This window comes from Halalkalibacter krulwichiae, from assembly GCF_002109385.1.
GTDB lineage: Bacteria > Bacillota > Bacilli > Bacillales > Bacillaceae_D > Halalkalibacter > Halalkalibacter krulwichiae.
In genome coordinates this window covers 753,069-771,171 of record NZ_CP020814.1, presented here as the reverse complement: position 1 = coordinate 771,171, position 18,103 = coordinate 753,069, and the positions used below count along the sequence as shown (strand labels likewise).

The following is an 18,103-nucleotide window of genomic DNA, read 5'->3' as shown; positions in this document are numbered from 1 at the left end:
TAAGTTATCCAATAATCCCTACTATTAAACTTTGTATGAACCCAATAATTCCACCAAGTAACGCTCCTAAATACGTGATCATTTTAAATTCACGTTTCGAAATAGAGAGAACTAATTCTTCCAATCTTTCCACAGAGAAACCCTTCACTTGCTCACTAACGATTTCATCTAAATGGAAACGTTTTAAGAGTTCTTCTAAATGGCTTGAAAGCAAATCTAAAATAACCTCTACACCCTTTGGGATATAGGTATTCATTATTGTTTCTTGATACGTTCCACTCCATTGTTTCATCGGTTGGTCAATCCATTGGAAAATCGCTACGTTCGATTCTAACCCACGAACGATTGCAGAGACCAACTCTTCTTCATTAAGATATTCTTCAACCTCTTTTAATTGTTTCTGCTTAACCTTTACCCATTCTTGTTCTAATAACTGAAAAACCAATTTTTTCGTTCCTGAATCTTGTAAAAACCTCAACAACTCTGGCTGTACTTTGTCAACAAGTCGATCATTACCTAGAAACATTGATATCATATTTCCAAATGTACCTTTTTGAATAAGGAAACGATCAATCATAACGCTTAATTTTTCTTTTCCCTCCGCACTTCCGATAAAAGCTTGTCCTCTCTCCAAAATATACGTTGTTGCAGGCTCTAGCGTTTCGTCAACCTTTCTAAGCAAAGTTTCTGGCAACACTTGCTCTAACGTTTTTTCCCTATTGTTTGTCAAAAAAGTAGACATACTTTTTTGAACAAGTTCTTCTGTCTTCGCTAAAGCGATTTGTTTAGGTTGTTTTAACCCTATGCTTTCTTCAATTAGATTAGCAGCACTTTTTTCGCTCTTTAATATTTTTTCTACTTCTATTCTTAGCCATTTGGTCATACCATCAGTAAATACAGGGTTTTTTAATTTTTTTCCTAATCCTTCTGCTGTTATTAAATAATCAACAACCATTTTCCCTAACTGTCCAGCGAGCTCTTCATGTCTTTTAGGAATCAGACCAGGAGTAAACGGTACCCTCCAAGAACCCAATTTTATTTCACGATAAGGTCTAAATAGCATTTTTATAGCTAATGAGTTGGTCAACCCTCCAATAATTGCACCAACTAATACCATAAATCCAATAAGATACAATGTTTGCAATGTCATTAACACTCCTTCTATCTTTCACCAATTAGGCATCTATCACATAGTATACGATACGTCGTTTTTCCTCGCTACTTCCCACTCATTTTATTGTAGAAAGCAGAGGTTGTAGTTTGCTTTAAAATTGGGCTTCTGTCCCCTAGAGGAGGTAAAACATGAAAATCATTTCATTAAAAAACCAACAATGGGAAAAATATCGTAGGTCAATTTTAAACTTTGTCAAGCGCTATGATGCTTGCAGCGATAAATCGAATTACTCTTGGCTCTTTCATTTTAATAAAAGTTATTTAGACCAACCCGGAACAAGTATTCAAGTTGCACTGTGGGAAGGAAAAATAATAGCTGTGGCTGCTGTGTGTGATTATGGAACCACCCATTCAACCTTAATTGTTTCCCCAAAGTATACAAAAACACAAGTGCAGATAAATTTATATCGTTCATTAATTGATGAACTCGGTGTATGCTATACAAAAATTAAATATGATGATCAATTAAAAATCAAATATGCTCTAAGAGCAGGTCTTGTTTGCTTCGCTTATGTTAAGAACACCTTAGATGAAACATTCCTATGGTTTGGTGGCGGTCATTGGCACACAAATGACATTACAGAAAAAGAAGCTTAGTTCTGCATGTCCTGTTGAACGTAACCGTAACTTCTATATCAAAAATCTCCCACCTCATGATACTATATTAGAAAGCGCTTTAATTCTGAGGGGGAACAACAAATTGTTATCTCATTTTCAATGGAAGGAACTTCGAAATAATTTAGTTCGACGTGAATGGGCCTTTTCTTTTTTCTTTGATGGAAACTACATTACGGGCATCTATCATAAAAATGGAGAGATTGATTGGGGTGAAGCAAACCTTACTTCTAACCAAAAAGAAATTCTAGAACCTCAAATCCATGATTTGATGCTTTACCATGTATATGAACAACATTAAATGAATAATTTCGTGTTACTCAGCCACTCTATGAAAAAAGGGGTGGTTTAATGAAGAAACAAAATGGTTCAAATTATGAAGGACGTGACAAAAAATATGTTGATGTTGATCGTATGATTAACGAAGGCCTTGGCGGAGGAACTGTACACGGTCAGCAATCTGGGGTAATTGAAGAGTCACGTGGAGACCTTGAAAATGAATCACCGCCAAACGAGAATTAACCTATTATGAAATGGATGAGAGTGAGTATGACTCACTCTTTTTTCATTGAGTAGGACATGCTTTTTAATTGGAGATCTGTAACTAGTAGTTATTGTTCTTGTACTAAATAAACAGATGTTTCTCCACACTGGCTGCAAATTACATAGTGAGGACAAAGCTCGTCTTCAAAATCTTGGTCAATACCGTTGCTCATCTTATTTAAGTCAATGGGCATATACGCTTCATATTTTTCGTAGTAGTCCATGACTCGTCCATAATCAATTAGTGCTTGGTGACACTTTTGACAAGTTTCATTCAATCCATCTAATCCATTGCAAACTGAACACATTCCCATTTTTCTGCTCCTTGTATCATATACTCTATGCTTCACCGTTGTTTTTCTTCTTACGAAAAATAAGGGGTGAGCGAGCTCACCCCTTTAAGCCAAATTATTATTGTTGTGTTCCACCCATTTGTTGTTCAGCCATTTGAACTAGGCGTTTCGTGATTTCGCCACCTACAGATCCGTTTGCACGAGATGTAGAGTCAGCTCCAAGGTTAACACCGAATTCAGAAGCAATTTCATACTTCATTTGGTCAAGTGCTTGTTGTACACCAGGTACAAGCAATTGGTTTGAATTGCTGTTGTTGTTACTTGCCATTGTGTCTCACCTCCTTGTGTACTTATAGTGTGGTTTATTTCAAATTTGTTATGTAGATTATTTATTGAAAATATTTGGTAATAAGGAAAGGGTAAGCAGGAAGGAGGTTGGGAGTGTTTTATTAAAAGCACGGACTATAATTACCTTAGCGATATGTAGACTTCTGAGGGGTTAAAGGCAAGGGTGAGACCTCACAGTGCGTTAGCACGAGGAGGCTCACCAGTCGCCTGCGGAACCGAAGTATATTTCCGGAGCGGATGCTATGCATTGACAATTATTCCATTCTGATTTTGCATTAAAGATTCTTTTGTCCCGGTCTTTTTAATTGCGCAATTTCATCAAGAACATTAGGATTCTCAATTGAAGATATATCACCGAGTTTTAAGTGAAGATAAGCATTTTTTATTAATCTCCTCATCACTTTTCCATTCTTTGTCTTTGGTAAATCACTAATAAAATGAATGTCGTTAGGTCTTAGCGATTTTCCAAGTTTTACACTTAGAAAGTCGAGAAGCGTTTCTTTCACTGTGTTAGTCATTTCTATACTTTCTTGTAAGACGGCAAAACAAATTAAAGCATCACCTTTCCTATGATCAGGTATACCAATTGCCCCAGCTTCATGAACATAATGATGACTTGCCAAAATCGTTTCAACTTCACTCGGACCAACTCTTTTTCCGGCAACATTGATAATATCATCAGAACGTCCTGTTATTTTCCAATATCCATCCTCATCAGTGATAGCCCAATCCCCATGTATCCACATATTGGGCCATCTACTCCAATAGGTTTTTAAATACCGTTTTGGTTGTTCCCAAAAACCATTCGTCATTCCAACCCAAGGCTTCGTTAGAACAAGTTCACCAACTTGATTTTCCATTTGATTCCCCCAACAGTCTGCTACATAAGCAGACATCCCAGGTAATGCGGCATTAAACATACTCACTTTTATTGGCCGAACGAGAACATTTCCAAGGATCCCACCTGCGATCTCTGTTCCACCAGTATAATTAAAAATCGGTATTTTCTCTTTTCCTACTTTTTCAAACAGCCAGTACCAAGCATCATCATTCCATGGCTCTCCTGTCGAAGCAATCACACGTAAACTTGACAATTTTTGCGTAAGCCAATTATCACCATGTCTCATTAAACTTCGGATCAGTGTCGGAGAAATTCCTAAGTGAGAAATATGATAGCGGTCAATCAACTGCCATAGCCGATCAGCATTGGGAAAATCTGGGCTCCCTTCATATAGCATAATTGTAGCACCATTAACCCAACCACCATACACTAGAAATGGGCCCATCATCCATCCCATATCGGTATACCAAAATAATGTATCTTGACGCTTCAGATCCATGCAAATTCCCGCGTCAAAACCCGCCTTAATAGGAAAACCACTATGAGTATGGACCGTTCCTTTTGGTTTTCCAGTTGTGCCAGAAGTATAAAGAAGCATTAATGGTTCATCACTATTCATTGGTTCTATTTCCAAACAAGGCTGATGGCTTAACAACTCCTCCCATGCTATGTGCTTTTCTTTCAATTGTACTGCTTTCGTCTTTGTTCTTCTTACAACAACGACACTTTCTACTTCAGGACAATTCAACAAAGCTTTATCCAGCTCATCTTTCAACATGATTTCTTTCCCTTTTCTTTGTGAGCTATCAACCGTTATTACAAGCTTCGCCCTTGAAGCTGCTATCCTTGTAGCAATAGCCTCCTGCCCATAACCAGAAAAAACAGGGGTGAAAATCGCTCCGATCTTTGAGACTGCCATAAGTGCCATTATCGTTTCTGGGATCATAGGCATATATAAAGCGACTACATCTCCTCGTTTAACATCCAACTTCTTTAGACCTGCAGCAACTTTGTTTACTTCGGTTGCTAATGAAGAAAACGTGTAGCGTCTTACCTCTCCATCTTCACCTTCCCAAATCAATGCTTCTTTTTGCGTCATTATTGGGTCTTTTGCCCATTGCCCCAGTGCTAACTCATAAGCATTTAACTTTCCATTCACATACCACTTTGGCCATTGGATTCCTTTCTCAACATCTAATACCCGGTCATAATGATTTAACCAAGGAATTCCAAGTTCTTTCTCTACTCTTCTCCAAAACCACTCAACATCATTAATGGATTGTTGATGAAATAAATCATACTCACTATAGCCTAATTTTTGCATCCATTTATAAAGCCTAGTATTTTCAATATATTCTTCAGAAGGGTTCCATTGTGCCATTTGATTCCCTCCTTTATCAAACGGGATAAATAGGATGTTTTCGAGAGGTAAATTTAACATCTTTTGATTCATATGCCTTAAGACGGTTAACAAGTTCCTCTCTCAGCTTATTCCCTTCAACAATGCCATCAATAACTAATTCAGATGCTAATCGGTATATATCAATACCTTCTTTATATTCCTCTCTTTTTGCTTGAATAAATGCAGAACGCTCTTCTTCTTTAAGCTCTGAAATTTTATTTGCATATACTGCATTCACAGCAGCTTCAGGTCCCATCACCGCAATTTGAGCTTGGGGCAAAGCCAAACAACAATCTGGTTCAAAGGCTGGCCCAGCCATTGCGTACAGTCCAGCACCATAAGCTTTTCTAACAATAACTGAAATTTTAGGAACGGTTGCTTCTGACATCGCTGCAATCATTTTTGCTCCATGTCTAATAATGCCTGCACGTTCTACCTTTGTGCCAATCATAAAGCCAGGAATATCCGCTAAAAATAAAAGAGGAATATGATAAGCATCGCAAAGAGTAATAAATTTAGCTGCTTTATCAGCCGAGTCTGGAAAAAGAACTCCTCCTTTTGCTTTTGGCTGATTTGCTATAATGCCGACTGTCTTTCCATCTATTCGTGCCAATCCCGTAACCAACTCTTTGGCAAAAAGTGCTTTTATTTCAAAGAATGAATCCTCATCTACTAATCGATCAATTAAGTCATGCATATTAAAAGGAGTATTTTGGTTATGCGGGATGATATCTTCCACTTTTTTTTCAAAGTTCTTTACCTTTTTCGCTTCAACCATAGGAGGCTTTTCTCGGTAACTTGGTGGAAAGTATTGAAGGTACTCACGTGCAAGCAAAATGGCTTCTTGTTCAGATGTCGCCAAAACATCACCACATCCTGACACCGAACAATGCATACGAGCTCCACCCATTTCTTCAAGTGATACCTTTTCTCCTATGACCATTTCAGCCATCCTAGGAGACCCTAGATACATAGATGAATTTCCGTCAACCATTATGACTAAATCACAAAAAGCTGGAATGTATGCCCCACCAGCAGCAGAAGGACCAAATAATAAACATATTTGTGGTACTTTACCTGATAATTTAACTTGGTTATAAAAAATTCTACCGGCTCCTCTTCTTCCTGGAAACATCTCTATTTGATCAGTTATTCTTGCACCAGCCGAATCAACTAAATACAACATTGGGATCTGGAGCTTTTCTGCGGACTCCTGTATCCTAATAATTTTTTCGACCGTCCTAGCCCCCAAGAGCCCGCTTTAACGGTTGAATCGTTAGCCATCACACAAACCTTCTGTCCATTAATAGTTCCAATGCCAGTTACAACTCCATCAGCTGGAAGCCCTTCAGCCATTGAGTTAGCAAAAAAGCCATCTTCTGCTTCTATATCTAAATCAAATAAAAGCTTGAGTCGATCACGAACAAACAATTTTCCTTTGTCCTTATTTATCCTGTGATACTTCTCGGATCCACCTTGTGAAATTTGTTCAACATATTTCTCGTATGATTTATCTGAACTCATTTTCTACCTCCTTTACTGACCTTTATATTCCGGCTTTCTTTTTTCCTCGAAGGCGAGTAGACCTTCAAGTCGATCCTTTGTGATCAATGTTTGCTCATAAGCATTCGATTCAATCGTTAAAGATGTTTTCAGATCAACATCAATCCCTAAATTAATGGCTTTTTTCGCCTCTTGTACCGCGACTGGACCATTACTTGCAATCACTTGGGCAAGGTCAATCGATTTCTGTTTCACTTCATTCAACCTTACAGCGTGTTCAACTAAACCGATTTCCTTCGCTTCAATCCCTGATATTTTAGCAGCTGTAAAAATTAATTCTTTTGCTTTACCCGTTCCGATTAAACGTGATAAACGTTGCGTCCCTCCTGCTCCTGGAATAATAGCAAGTGAAGTTTCTGTTAGTCCATATGTTCCATCTGTACTTGCAATCCGAATGTCGCAGGCTAATGAAAACTCTAAACCCCCACCTAACGCCGTACCATTCATAGCTGCTATTGTAGGCTGCTTTAACGAAGCAACTCGATTAATTGTTCGTTTGATTTTTTGTACCGCAAATTTCGCTTCTTGCATATTCATTTCTTTTCGTTCCTTTAAGTCCGCTCCCGCGCAGAAAACACGATCGCCATTCCCTGTAAAAACAATAACTCTAATGGAATCATCGTTCTCTACACTTGCTAAAAAATCGTTTAACTCTCGGATCATCTGTAAAGATAACGCATTAGCTTTTTTCGGTTGGTTAAGTGTGGCGACAACAATGCCGTTCCCTTTGTTTTCAATAAGCAGTGTTTTCATTGATGGAAACCCTCCTTATTCTCACTAGCTAATGCTATTTGTAAATGATGACTAGGTAAATTTCGCTTAAGCTTGTTCTGAATCCATTTCCCGCAATTTACTAGACGTTCTAAATGAATTCCGGTTTGCGCACCGAGCCCTTCTAAAAGGTAAACTAGATCCTCTGTTGCAACATTTCCAGATGCTCCAGGTGCGTAGGGACAACCTCCTAACCCTGCCGTTGCTCCATCAAACGTCCGAACACCTAACCGATAGGCGGCAAACACATTTGCTAAAGCCGTCCCTCTAGTATCATGTGGATGAAGAGCAATGGTTTCTAACGAGATCTTCCTAGCAAGTTCTTGTAAAACAGCTTCGACTTGATTTGGTGTAGCAATTCCCGTCGTATCTCCTAAAGAAACCTCATCTACTCCAAGCTCAAGCAAGCTTTGAGCAATGGCTATTACTCGTTGAACATTTACATTGCCTTCGTAAGGACAACCGAACACAGTTGAAATATATCCTCTAACCGATTTGTCCGCTAATTTAGCTTGATAGACCACAGGCTTCAAAATATTGATCGTTTCTTTTATTGATTTATTTATATTTTTTCGATTATGTGTTTCACTAGCAGATAGAAAAACCGCCACTTCATCAATGCCTACCTGTAGTGCTCGTTCCAACCCACGCTCATTCGGAACAAGTGCACCAAATGAAACGGATTTATTTCTTTTAACCCCTTTTACGACCTCATTAGCATCAGCAAGTGCTGGTATCCACTTTGGATGGACAAAGGAAGTTAATTCAATATAGCTTAAACCCGTTTCTGCTAATTGGTTTATCCAATTGATTTTATCTTCCGTTTCAATCCACTGTCTTTCATTTTGCAAGCCATCTCTTGGACCTACTTCGCGAATTTTTACTTTTTTTTCATTCAATGACGTCCCCTGCCTTATCCGTCTAATTCCATTAACACTTCATCCTCATCTATAAACTCGCCCTCACCTTTTAAGATCACTTTTACTGTTCCTGTTTTGTAAGCTTCCACAGGAATTTCCATTTTCATAGATTCCAATATTGCTACTTCTTGACCCGCTTGGACCTCATCCCCAACCGAAACCAATATCCTCCATATGTTACCTGCCATTGTCGTTCTAATCACATTCATTCTTTATCATCCTTTTTTATAATGATTTCGTATAAAAGACGTTGTAAAAGTACCAGCTTGAAACGATTTGTGACTAATCACTTCTTTTAACATTGGAATATTCGTTTTAATTCCATCTACTTGATATACCGATAAGGCTTCTAACAAATGATCGATTGCTTCTCTTCTTGTTCGACCACTGACAATTAACTTAGCAATCATCGGATCATAAAAAGGAGTGACTATACTTCCTTTTTCTACAGCACACTCATGTCGAAAGTTTCTAGCAAAAGGTAGGTTTAATTCTTTTATCGTTCCCGGAGAGGGATAGAATGTTTTTGGATCTTCAGCATATATACGGACTTCTATTGCATGGCCCTCTTTTTTTATGTCTTCTTGTCTAAACCCCAATCGTTCTCCTGATGCAATTCTTACTTGCCACTCAACTAGATCGATTCCGGTTATTTCTTCTGTTACAGGATGCTCGACCTGTAAGCGAGTGTTCATCTCAAGAAAATAAATATTGTCATGCTCATCTACTAAACACTCCATTGTACCGGCATTGGTGTACTGTAAAGAGCTTGCAGCTTTCACTGCCATCTTTCCCATCTCTTCTCTAAGTGTTTCACTCAAAAAAGGAGACGGAGCCTCTTCGACTACTTTTTGATTTCTTCTTTGGATTGAACAATCTCTATCCCATAAATGAACCATTCCGCCAAACTGATCGGCTAATAACTGTATTTCAATATGACGTGCATTTTCAATTGCTTTTTCAAGGAACATTTCTCCATTTCCAAAAAACATCTCAGCGCGTTTTTGGTTCGTTTCAAATGCTTTCGACAGTTCTTCATCATTTGAAACAAGTTGCATCCCGATTCCTCCACCTCCAGCAGAAGCTTTGAGCATAACAGGGTACCCCATATTTTCTGCAGCACGAATTGCTTCTTCAGCATTTGCTAACGGTTTGTCAGTCCCCTGAATAATCGGAAAATCAGCAGCTTGCATTGCCTTTCTTGCAGCAACTTTATTCCCCATTAGCTCAATTAATTCAGCTTCCGGGCCAATAAATACGATCTCTTCTTCCTTACAACGCCTTGCAAATTCTGCATTTTCAGATAATAATCCATACCCCGGATGAATAGCCTCTGCTCCACTTTCCTTTGCCACTTCAATGATTTTTCTAATATTTAAATAACTCTCACTTACTTTAGAAGGGCCAATATAATATATATAATCTGCCTCTTTTACATGTAATGCCTCTTTATCGGCCTCAGAAAAAATGGCAACTGTTTCAATACCTAATCGCTTGCATGTTCGAAGAATGCGTAAAGCAATTTCACCACGATTTGCAATTAATATTCGTTTGAACATCTTTTCACCTTCCTACTCAACACCCTAATTGTCTTGCAATAACAAGACGTTGAATCTCTGAAGTACCTTCTCCAATTTCTAATAACTTAGCATCTCTTAACATTCTCTCAATTCCGTATTCCTTCATATATCCATAGCCTCCATGAATTTGGAGAGATTGATTACATACTCTTGTTGCGGTTTCAGAAGCGAATAGTTTTGCGAAGGCCGCTTCTTTTGAGAAAGACTTCCCATTGTCCTTTAACCATGCTGCTTTCAATACCATCGTTCTCGCTAACTCAATTTCCATGGCCATATCAGCTAATTTAAATTGGATCGCTTGAAAATTTGAGATGGCTTTGCCAAACTGTTTCCGTTCTTTAGAGTAAACAAGCGCTTTCTCAAAAGCTGATTGGGCAATTCCAACTGCAAGGGCTCCAATCGAGATTCTTCCACCATCCAATGTATGAAGGAATTGCTTAAACCCTTTTGCCGGATCGCCTAAAATATTACCTTTAGGAACTCTTACATTATTCAATACGAGTTCACAAGTATTTGACGCACGAACTCCCATTTTGTCATAGTCACAGCGAATGGAAAAACCTTGGATTCCTGTAGGAACGATTAAGGCAGAAATAATATTTTTCCCATTATGATCCACACCTGTTTTAGCTGTGACGATTACGCATTTAGCAAATCCAGCGTTTGTAATCCAACATTTCTCTCCATTGATTACATACTCTTCGCCATCTAACACCGCCGTTGTTCTAGTCCCCCCGGCATCAGACCCAGCATTAGGCTCTGTTAAACCAAAAGAACCTAACGATTCACCACGTGCCAAAGGAACAAGAAATTCTTTCTTCTGCTGCTCTGTCCCAAAATAATAAATAGGGCTAGCCCCAAGTGAGACGGCAGCAGCATAGCTAAGACCTGTTCCACCACAAGCGCGTCCTACCTCTTCAACAGCTAATGCATACGAAATTGTATCAGCTCCAGCTCCTCCATATTGTTCTGGAAAAGGTAAACCAAGTAAGCCCAACTCACCCATTTTCTTAAAAACATGTTCTGGAAAAAAAGATTCTTTATCCCACTTTTCAGCATTAGGAGCAATTTCTTTTTTGGCAAATTCCCTTACCATTTCTTTTACCATTTGTTGTTCCTTCGACAAGCTAAAGTCCATTTAGCTTCCTCCTTCGCAAGTAATGAACGCTCGCTCAGTTCCAAGATAACGATCTCTATTCATCATACGTTACATTTTGAATATTCATGACAACTATGTAAGCGCTGTCAATAATGGGGTATTTTCACCTAACTAATCTGATAATTAAGAAGCAGAACCTAATTATATAAAGCAACCTAAATCTAAAACAAAAAGCACATTCAGCTACTGGCCAAATGTGCTAGTCCTCTTATTCAAAAGTTCCCTTCACTTTAACTTCTTGTTTTTCGATCATCACTTTTCCCCGTGCGATAACTGTTGATATCTCTAACTCTTTTGTTAAAAATACTATGTCAGCGTCCTTTCCAACGACAAGTTCGCCCTTGGATTGTAATTTTAATTGTTCTGCTGGGTTTTTCGTAATAACATGAAGGGCAATGTCTAATGGAATACTCTCTTCTATAACTGCATCACGTATTTCATTGAATAAAGATTTCATATCCCCTATCTTTAAACCCTTGATTTGACCTTCTTCGTCAAAGGCTGGCAAGCTTCCTTGAGCATCTGAAGTAAATGTAATCTGCTGTAAAGGAACCCCCTCTTCTAACATGATCTTCAGTCCTTTGCTGCACTTTGTTTCGCCTTCTTCTAGAAACTGGGGAATTGTACTCGTTGTAAAATCAACAAAACCTCCTTTTTTAGCATAGGTAATTCCTTCCTTAAACAAACCTGGATTTCGATTAATGTGAGTGGGAACAAATTGGCTAACAGGAATATTCGTTGTATTAATTATTTCTTCTAGTAATGATAGCTTATCTTTTCCATCACCAAGATGAACATTGATAATCCCAGCTTTTCCCGCTAACATCCCACCAACTCGAGCTTCAGCAGCTATTCGACTAAGTTCAAATGCGCTTGGCTGTGAAGATCGATGATCCGCAATTGCGACTTCTCCTACACCAATAATTTTATCGATTAGAAGTAAATCACTTTGAATCGTACCCGTTAATGGCTTAATAGGAACTTGATATGAACCTGTATGGACGAAGCATGTAATTCCTTCCTCATCCAGTGCTCGCGCCTTCGCAATTAAGTCACTCATCGTTCTCGTAGTACCATCTGTTCCAATTACTCCAACAACAGTTGTCACTCCCGCTGTAGTTGCTTGTGTAAGCATTAATTCTGGTGTGCGAGTTTTATACCCTCCTTCTCCACCACCTCCGATAATGTGGACATGACTATCGATAAAGCCAGGAACAACACAATGACCTTCTGCGTTAATTTCTTGTATGTCGATATTTAAAGAAGACGTATCAATACAATTCTCGATTGCAATAATCTTCTCACCTGCTACTAGCAAATCCTTTTTACCTATGTATGTTGGTGTATAAACTTCACCATTTCTAATCACAGTAAGCATTTTATTAATTCCTCCTACTTTTGTAATCCATTAATTGATTAAACCACTTTTTTTCAATTTAAAAAGGAGTAAAAAAGAAAAGTATTCATCCTTTATAAAGTTCATAATAATAACAGGATGTAAAACCATTGTACCAAAAACTTTTGAAACCATACGCTTTCCTATTCGTAATAGTAATAAATAACATTAGAGAGGTGTTCTTATGGGTTTATTGATTGGCTTGGGACTAATTGTACTGATCGGAATATTCTGGATCACTAGCTATAACAGACTTGTAAAATATCGAAATTGGGTTGAGGAGTCTTGGGCACAAATTGATGTTCAACTAAAAAGAAGATTTGATCTGATTCCTAACCTTGTAGAAACAGTAAAAGGATATGCTAAACATGAACAAGAAACGTTAGCAAAAGTCGTTGAACTCAGAAATCAAATTACTTCTCCACAAAATAGCCGACAAGAACAAATTCATGCTAATAATGAATTATCAGGCGCTTTAAGACAGCTGTTTGCGTTACGAGAAGCATATCCTGATCTAAAAGCGAGTAATAACTTTAATATGTTACAAGAAGAGCTCGCTGGAACAGAAAATAAAATTGCATATGCACGACAGCTCTATAATAAGACAGTAATGGAATACAATACAAAGATTCAATCGATTCCAACAAATATCATTGCCTCGGTTCACAACTTTACAAGTCGTGACATGCTAGAAACCCCTGCTGCAGAACGTGAAAATGTAAAAGTGACGTTTTAAAGATAAGCAAAAGACAATGATCTATTTATAGAAACGGGGAAGCGTTAATGATTCTCTATAAGCAAATTGAACGGAATAAACGGAATACTGCTTTTATTGTTGCAGGATTTATTGTTTTCATTTTAGTAGTTGGTGCCTCCTTAACTTATATCACATCTGGAGACTTTTATAGCGGTATGATTATAGCTCTTGTAATTGGTGGATTCTATACAATCTTAATGCTCTTATCAAGTACGAAGGTTGTCATGAGAATGAACCATGCCAAAGAAATCACTTCTAAGGATGAAGATCCGTTTCTATGGCATACAGTTGAGAATTTAGCTATGGCAGCAAGAATACCTATGCCTAAAATATATATTATCAAAGACTCGAGTCCAAATGCATTTGCTACTGGTATTTCTCCAAAAAGTGGAGCTGTAGCGGTTACTACAGGATTAATGAGCCTCTTAAATCGCGAAGAGGTTGAAGGGGTCCTTGCACATGAAGTAGCTCATATTCGTAATTTCGATGTTCGATTGGCTACAATTGCCGTAGCACTTGTTTCTGCTGTTGCTATTTTAAGTGACCTTGGAACTAGAATGATGTTTTTTTCTAGAAGTAACCGAAATCAAAAACAACATCCAGCCCTGCTCCTATTGGCTCTAGTGCTGTTACTCTTATCACCTATTGTTGCAACACTTATTCGCCTTGCAATATCAAGAAATAGGGAGTACTTAGCGGATGCTAGTGCTGTTGAACTAACGCGAAATCCTATTGCACTTTCTTCAGCTCTGGAGAAAATCACAGGAATATCTACTCCTGTTAAAGAAGCTTCCAGTACGTCTGCTCCTTTATACTTTGCAGATCCCCTAAAAAAAAGAGCAGCAAATCTTTTCTCTACACACCCACAACCACAAGAAAGAATTCATCGTTTGCGACAAATGTAATGGCTACTCAAAAGGCACTCCACCTTTTGAGTAGCCATTTTTCGACAAAACAAAACAATTTCTTCCAAACTTATCGAAAAATCTGCTTTATCTGAAAATTCCCTATTCAATTCAAACCTTGTGTGATATAGTATATTAACAAAATATTTTAGCAATTTAAAGGAGGAATGTAACGTGTCGCTAGAACCAGGACGCGAGCAGTGGGCTTCTAGGCTAGGGTTTATTTTAGCTGCAATGGGATCTGCTGTCGGGCTAGGAAACGTATGGCGTTTTTCATATGTTACCGGAGAAAATGGAGGAGCTGCATTTTTACTTATTTATATTACTTTTATCCTTCTCATTGGTATCCCTATTATTATGGCGGAATTCACCATTGGTCGAAAAGCGCAAAGTGATGCGGTTGGCTCATTTGAGAAGTTAGCTCCAGGAAAGCCGTGGAAAGTTGCCGGTTTGTTAGGAGTTTCGGCTGCATTTTTAATCTTATCTTTTTATGGAGTAATCGCTGGTTGGATCTCTTATTACTTTATTAATTATTTAACAGGTTCTTTATGGAGCGCCCCGGCAGATGGATATGAGTCTTTCTTCGTTTCCTTTATTACAGATCCTGTTAAACCATTGTTTTGGCAATTTATATTTATGGGTTTCACTATTGGAATTGTTTACATCGGAGTAAAAAAAGGAATTGAGCGCTCGAATAAAATTTTAATGCCATTATTAGGAGTACTTTTAATTTTATTATCAATCTATAGTCTATCGCTTGGTGGGGCTCAAGAAGGACTAGCCTTTTTATTTACGCCAGATTGGTCTGCATTAAAAGATCCTTCAATTTATCTAGCTGCATTAGGTCAAGCCTTTTTCTCATTAAGCTTAGGTATGGGTGCCTTAATTACTTATGGAAGTTATCTATCAAAGAGAGATCGTTTACCAGGAGCTGCTGCTAGCGTTGCAACGCTAGATACACTTTTCGCCATTATTGCTGGTTTGATGATATTCCCTGCTGTCTTTGCATTAGGAATGAACCCAGCAGATGGCCCTGGTCTTGTTTTTATGGTTATGCCAAACGTTTTTGATAATATTGGCTTTGGCGGAATTTTTGGTTTGTTATTTTTCTTTTTATTAACAGCTGCTGCTCTATCCTCAGCAGTATCTCTTTTGGAAGTTGCGGTTGCTTACTTTATCCGAAAATTTGATTGGTCGAGAAAGAAGGCAACAGTTATTATTGGTTCAATTATTTTTGTTTTAGGAATTCCTTCCTCATTAGGTCAAGGGGCCCTTTCTAATATCCGTATTATTGGCGATCGCGATATATTAGATTCCATTGACTTTATTGCATCAAACATCTTCCTCCCCCTTGGTGGTTTAATGATTGCCTTATTCATGGGCTGGGGTTTTAAGAAGGTGGACGCACTACGCGACTCAGATTTCGGTGACACTGCTCTAGGACACATATGGTTATTCCTTTTACGGTTTGTAGCACCGATTGCTATTTTACTAGTGTTCTTAAGTTCCATTGGTCTTTTTAATTAGAATTAGCACAGAACCAAGAAGAGAATGTTCTTTACCTGTTTCATTACATCCAAAAAAGAGTGATCTAAATCATACCATTTAGATCACTCTTTTTTCACTTTATTTAATCGGTTAATTTAACTAATTGTTTGTCCATCTCTTTTGATAATACATCCATAAGCAAATTCATACCTTGCTCAATCTTCTCTGGAGTAGAATGGGTAAAATTCAATCTCATTGTATTTTTCTTTGGTGTCCCTGCGTAGAAAGGCTCTCCAGGAACATATGCAACTCCATGCTCCACTGCCGTATTCAACAGTGAAGTAAGGTCAATTCTCTCATCTACTTGCACCCAGAGAAACATTCCCCCTTTTGGTTTAACGTATTGCAAGTTAGGAATGTTAGCTCGTTCAAGACAATCTACCATGATTTCCATTCGACTTCTATATACTTTAATTAAATGACTAATATGTGCATCAAGGTCAAAATGAGTACAAAGTTCATAAAGCGCTTGTTGGGATAATGAATTAGAGTGCAAATCATTAGCTTGCTTCGCTTGAGCCATCATACGGATGATTTGATATGGCCCTGTAATCCAACCAGTCCTCAAGGCTGGAACTGCTGTTTTTGAAAAGGTACTCGTGTATAATACACGCGTTCCATCATCAAGAGCAGCCAGTGGAGTATATTCTTCATTCTCAGTGAATTGCAATTCTCCATAAGGATCATCTTCAAAAATGACAACTTTATATTTATGAGCTAAGTCAATTAACTTCTTGCGCCTTTCTAATGACCAGACACGACCTGCCGGATTGGAAAAGGTAGGTACGACGTAAATACATTTAGGATTATATTGTTTTAATTTATTCTCAAGATCCTCTGGTAACATCCCATCATCATCTGATTGAACAGCAGCAACTTCTGCTTCATAAGATTTAAATACTTGAAGTGCAGCTAAATACGTTGGATCTTCCGTTAGAACAACATCACCAGGACTTAACATCACTCTTGAAAATAAATCAATAGCCTGTTGAGAACCCGTAGTAATCAGAACCTCATCTGAATGAAAACCTGATATACCTTTCTTACTCATACGTTCTAATATTACTTCTCTCAGCGGGCGGTATCCTTCTGTTTCTGTATATTGTAGTGACTTTTTTCCACTTTTGAACACTCTAGAAAATGCATCTTCCAAACCTTCTAGCGGGAACAAGTCATCATCAGGTAAACCGCCAGCAAACGAAATAACATTTCCTTGACCAACAATTTTCAAAATATCTCTTACTGCAGAAGATTGCAAATGACGGACGCGATTTGCAAAAGCATACTTCATGATTTGGCACCTCTATCTACTTGTTATAAAATTTAGAATATTATATTTATACTACCTTAATTCTTTGAAAAGTCAACAAATTAGTATTAAGAAAAAATAAATAGATATTCCTTTTCTTAATAAGATAGAACTTTTTGATGTTATTAATGTACCTTTTCTCTATCTGATTATACTTTGTTCAAAAAAAGGAGGACTGCACTGGAAGGTTCTCATCACCGACTAGCACAGTCCACTTTTCTTAATTATCCCATGTTACAGTTAAAATCTCTCCAGTTACCGCATCAACTTTTACATCTACATCACGATCATCTTCTAACTCAATTTCTATTTCGAAGTACAGTAAATCATGTTTACTTTCTAATTCAATATCATCAATGACCCCTTCGCCAATATGATTGAGTGCGATATCACCTGCACTCTCTTTTGTTATTACTGCTACCTTTTGATCATCACTCTTTGCCTTGTTTACCATTTTCATTAAGTCATCATCTACATATAAAATTTCTTCTGTCATTGCATCAACATAAATGTCACCATCTTCAATTTCGGTATCGATATCAACTTCATATACTAAGCGCCCTTGTTTCTTTTCCAATTCAACTTCATCGACGATTCCGTTACCTAAAAAATCGAGTGCAATTTCACTTGCTCTTTCGGCTGTAATCATTTCTTCCTGACTGTCCCCTCCGACTACATCTCCTGTTTCATTTATAGAATAGGTAGCAACGAGCGTTGGCTCTTGTACTTGTTCATTTTCATTATCTGCTGCGGACACTCCAATAACTGCTCCACCTGCAAGCAATAGACTAATTGTGATTAACGCTATTTTTTTCATTTCAATTCCTCCTCGTTATCTTTGACTCCATCTTACCCAACGAATCTTAAGAATAGAAAAGAGAAAAATGAGAAATTGATGAGAAAATAGTGACTGTTATTTTATAAGCTACAAGGCTTTTTACGCTAAATCAACTCTTATCTATAACAAAAATGTCCCAGCC

General features: G+C 37.9%; 18 protein-coding genes and 1 pseudogene. 6 read left to right on the top strand and 13 right to left on the bottom strand.

The window, feature by feature from the left end; genetic code table 11:
• Window positions 1-4: 4 nt before the first annotated feature.
• Window positions 5-1,150: a DUF445 domain-containing protein gene (locus BkAM31D_RS04020; RefSeq protein WP_235820467.1), complete on the bottom strand. Its 1,146-nt coding sequence runs from the start codon at window positions 1,148-1,150 to the stop codon at window positions 5-7.
• A gap of 152 nt (window positions 1,151-1,302) precedes the next feature.
• Between BkAM31D_RS04020 and BkAM31D_RS04015 the strand changes: the two genes are divergently transcribed.
• The 3 genes from BkAM31D_RS04015 to BkAM31D_RS23875 all read left to right on the top strand — a co-directional run bounded on the left by BkAM31D_RS04015 (window position 1,303) and on the right by BkAM31D_RS23875 (window position 2,310).
• Window positions 1,303-1,770 carry a hypothetical protein gene (locus tag BkAM31D_RS04015; RefSeq protein ID WP_066155934.1) on the top strand — a complete coding sequence of 156 codons (468 nt, stop codon included), beginning with the start codon at window positions 1,303-1,305 and terminating at the stop codon, window positions 1,768-1,770.
• A gap of 103 nt (window positions 1,771-1,873) precedes the next feature.
• On the top strand, window positions 1,874-2,089 hold the full coding sequence (locus BkAM31D_RS04010; protein WP_066155936.1) for a YheE family protein: 216 nt from the start codon (window positions 1,874-1,876) through the stop codon (window positions 2,087-2,089).
• 50 nt (window positions 2,090-2,139) lie between these two features.
• On the top strand, window positions 2,140-2,310 hold the full coding sequence (locus BkAM31D_RS23875) for a hypothetical protein (protein WP_169801122.1): 171 nt from the start codon (window positions 2,140-2,142) through the stop codon (window positions 2,308-2,310).
• Between the two features lie 89 nt (window positions 2,311-2,399).
• Here the strand turns inward: BkAM31D_RS23875 and BkAM31D_RS04005 are convergent, their stop codons facing one another.
• From BkAM31D_RS04005 to iadA, 10 genes and pseudogenes are all read right to left on the bottom strand, one after another.
• A complete protein-coding gene (locus BkAM31D_RS04005) occupies window positions 2,400-2,645 on the bottom strand; it encodes a hypothetical protein (RefSeq protein ID WP_066155939.1) in 246 nt (81 codons plus the stop codon).
• Window positions 2,646-2,742: 97 nt separating this feature from the next.
• Window positions 2,743-2,952: an alpha/beta-type small acid-soluble spore protein gene (locus BkAM31D_RS04000; RefSeq protein WP_034631054.1), complete on the bottom strand. Its 210-nt coding sequence runs from the start codon at window positions 2,950-2,952 to the stop codon at window positions 2,743-2,745.
• 295 nt (window positions 2,953-3,247) lie between these two features.
• Window positions 3,248-5,194 (bottom strand): AMP-binding protein, encoded by a 1,947-nt coding sequence (locus tag BkAM31D_RS03995; protein WP_066155942.1) that lies wholly within the window; start codon window positions 5,192-5,194, stop codon window positions 3,248-3,250.
• Between the two features lie 16 nt (window positions 5,195-5,210).
• Window positions 5,211-6,739, bottom strand: a pseudogene (locus BkAM31D_RS03990) (acyl-CoA carboxylase subunit beta).
• Between the two features lie 12 nt (window positions 6,740-6,751).
• Window positions 6,752-7,531, bottom strand: coding sequence for an enoyl-CoA hydratase (locus BkAM31D_RS03985; RefSeq protein WP_066155948.1), 780 nt, complete (start codon window positions 7,529-7,531; stop codon window positions 6,752-6,754).
• Window positions 7,528-8,448: a hydroxymethylglutaryl-CoA lyase gene (locus tag BkAM31D_RS03980; protein WP_066155951.1), complete on the bottom strand. Its 921-nt coding sequence runs from the start codon at window positions 8,446-8,448 to the stop codon at window positions 7,528-7,530. The genes BkAM31D_RS03985 and BkAM31D_RS03980 overlap by 4 nt, the downstream gene beginning before the upstream one ends.
• 14 nt (window positions 8,449-8,462) lie before the next feature.
• Window positions 8,463-8,678 (bottom strand): acetyl-CoA carboxylase biotin carboxyl carrier protein subunit, encoded by a 216-nt coding sequence (locus tag BkAM31D_RS03975; protein ID WP_066155954.1) that lies wholly within the window; start codon window positions 8,676-8,678, stop codon window positions 8,463-8,465.
• 6 nt (window positions 8,679-8,684) lie between these two features.
• Window positions 8,685-10,028 (bottom strand): acetyl-CoA carboxylase biotin carboxylase subunit, encoded by a 1,344-nt coding sequence (locus tag BkAM31D_RS03970; protein WP_066155957.1) that lies wholly within the window; start codon window positions 10,026-10,028, stop codon window positions 8,685-8,687.
• Window positions 10,029-10,044: 16 nt separating this feature from the next.
• Window positions 10,045-11,187: an acyl-CoA dehydrogenase family protein gene (locus BkAM31D_RS03965; RefSeq protein WP_066155960.1), complete on the bottom strand. Its 1,143-nt coding sequence runs from the start codon at window positions 11,185-11,187 to the stop codon at window positions 10,045-10,047.
• Between the two features lie 229 nt (window positions 11,188-11,416).
• A complete protein-coding gene (gene iadA / locus BkAM31D_RS03960; RefSeq protein ID WP_066155963.1) occupies window positions 11,417-12,586 on the bottom strand; it encodes a beta-aspartyl-peptidase in 1,170 nt (389 codons plus the stop codon).
• Between the two features lie 202 nt (window positions 12,587-12,788).
• Between iadA and BkAM31D_RS03955 the strand changes: the two genes are divergently transcribed.
• The 3 genes from BkAM31D_RS03955 (at window position 12,789) to BkAM31D_RS03945 (ending at window position 15,793) form a co-directional block, all read left to right on the top strand.
• A complete protein-coding gene (locus BkAM31D_RS03955; protein WP_066155966.1) occupies window positions 12,789-13,340 on the top strand; it encodes a LemA family protein in 552 nt (183 codons plus the stop codon).
• Window positions 13,341-13,390: 50 nt separating this feature from the next.
• Complete coding sequence (gene htpX / locus BkAM31D_RS03950; protein ID WP_066156207.1) at window positions 13,391-14,266, top strand: zinc metalloprotease HtpX; 876 nt, start codon at window positions 13,391-13,393, stop codon at window positions 14,264-14,266.
• Window positions 14,267-14,500: 234 nt separating this feature from the next.
• Window positions 14,501-15,793, top strand: coding sequence for a sodium-dependent transporter (locus BkAM31D_RS03945; RefSeq protein ID WP_066156209.1), 1,293 nt, complete (start codon window positions 14,501-14,503; stop codon window positions 15,791-15,793).
• Window positions 15,794-15,896: 103 nt separating this feature from the next.
• Here the strand turns inward: BkAM31D_RS03945 and BkAM31D_RS03940 are convergent, their stop codons facing one another.
• The gene (locus BkAM31D_RS03940) at window positions 15,897-17,105 is read right to left on the bottom strand and encodes an aminotransferase-like domain-containing protein (RefSeq protein WP_066155969.1); all 1,209 of its coding nucleotides are present in this window, start codon (window positions 17,103-17,105) and stop codon (window positions 15,897-15,899) included.
• Between the two features lie 238 nt (window positions 17,106-17,343).
• Entirely contained in the window at window positions 17,344-17,940 is a 597-nt protein-coding gene (locus BkAM31D_RS03935; RefSeq protein WP_066155971.1) for a PepSY domain-containing protein, read from the bottom strand.
• Window positions 17,941-18,103 lie beyond the last annotated feature (163 nt).

What these genes read in the sequence shown, in the direction of transcription:
- BkAM31D_RS04020 (WP_235820467.1), bottom strand. Translation starts at nt 1,150, where the DNA reads ATGACATTGCAAACATTGTATCTTATTGGATTTATGGTATTAGTTGGT.
- BkAM31D_RS04015 (WP_066155934.1), top strand. Translation starts at nt 1,303, where the DNA reads ATGAAAATCATTTCATTAAAAAACCAACAATGGGAAAAATATCGTAGG.
- BkAM31D_RS23875 (WP_169801122.1), top strand. Translation starts at nt 2,140, where the DNA reads ATGAAGAAACAAAATGGTTCAAATTATGAAGGACGTGACAAAAAATAT.
- BkAM31D_RS04005 (WP_066155939.1), bottom strand. Translation starts at nt 2,645, where the DNA reads ATGGGAATGTGTTCAGTTTGCAATGGATTAGATGGATTGAATGAAACT.
- BkAM31D_RS04000 (WP_034631054.1), bottom strand. Translation starts at nt 2,952, where the DNA reads ATGGCAAGTAACAACAACAGCAATTCAAACCAATTGCTTGTACCTGGT.
- BkAM31D_RS03995 (WP_066155942.1), bottom strand. Translation starts at nt 5,194, where the DNA reads ATGGCACAATGGAACCCTTCTGAAGAATATATTGAAAATACTAGGCTT.
- BkAM31D_RS03985 (WP_066155948.1), bottom strand. Translation starts at nt 7,531, where the DNA reads ATGAAAACACTGCTTATTGAAAACAAAGGGAACGGCATTGTTGTCGCC.
- BkAM31D_RS03975 (WP_066155954.1), bottom strand. Translation starts at nt 8,678, where the DNA reads ATGAATGTGATTAGAACGACAATGGCAGGTAACATATGGAGGATATTG.
- BkAM31D_RS03970 (WP_066155957.1), bottom strand. Translation starts at nt 10,028, where the DNA reads ATGTTCAAACGAATATTAATTGCAAATCGTGGTGAAATTGCTTTACGC.
- BkAM31D_RS03965 (WP_066155960.1), bottom strand. Translation starts at nt 11,187, where the DNA reads ATGGACTTTAGCTTGTCGAAGGAACAACAAATGGTAAAAGAAATGGTA.
- iadA (WP_066155963.1), bottom strand. Translation starts at nt 12,586, where the DNA reads ATGCTTACTGTGATTAGAAATGGTGAAGTTTATACACCAACATACATA.
- BkAM31D_RS03955 (WP_066155966.1), top strand. Translation starts at nt 12,789, where the DNA reads ATGGGTTTATTGATTGGCTTGGGACTAATTGTACTGATCGGAATATTC.
- BkAM31D_RS03945 (WP_066156209.1), top strand. Translation starts at nt 14,501, where the DNA reads ATGGGATCTGCTGTCGGGCTAGGAAACGTATGGCGTTTTTCATATGTT.
- BkAM31D_RS03940 (WP_066155969.1), bottom strand. Translation starts at nt 17,105, where the DNA reads ATGAAGTATGCTTTTGCAAATCGCGTCCGTCATTTGCAATCTTCTGCA.
- BkAM31D_RS03935 (WP_066155971.1), bottom strand. Translation starts at nt 17,940, where the DNA reads ATGAAAAAAATAGCGTTAATCACAATTAGTCTATTGCTTGCAGGTGGA.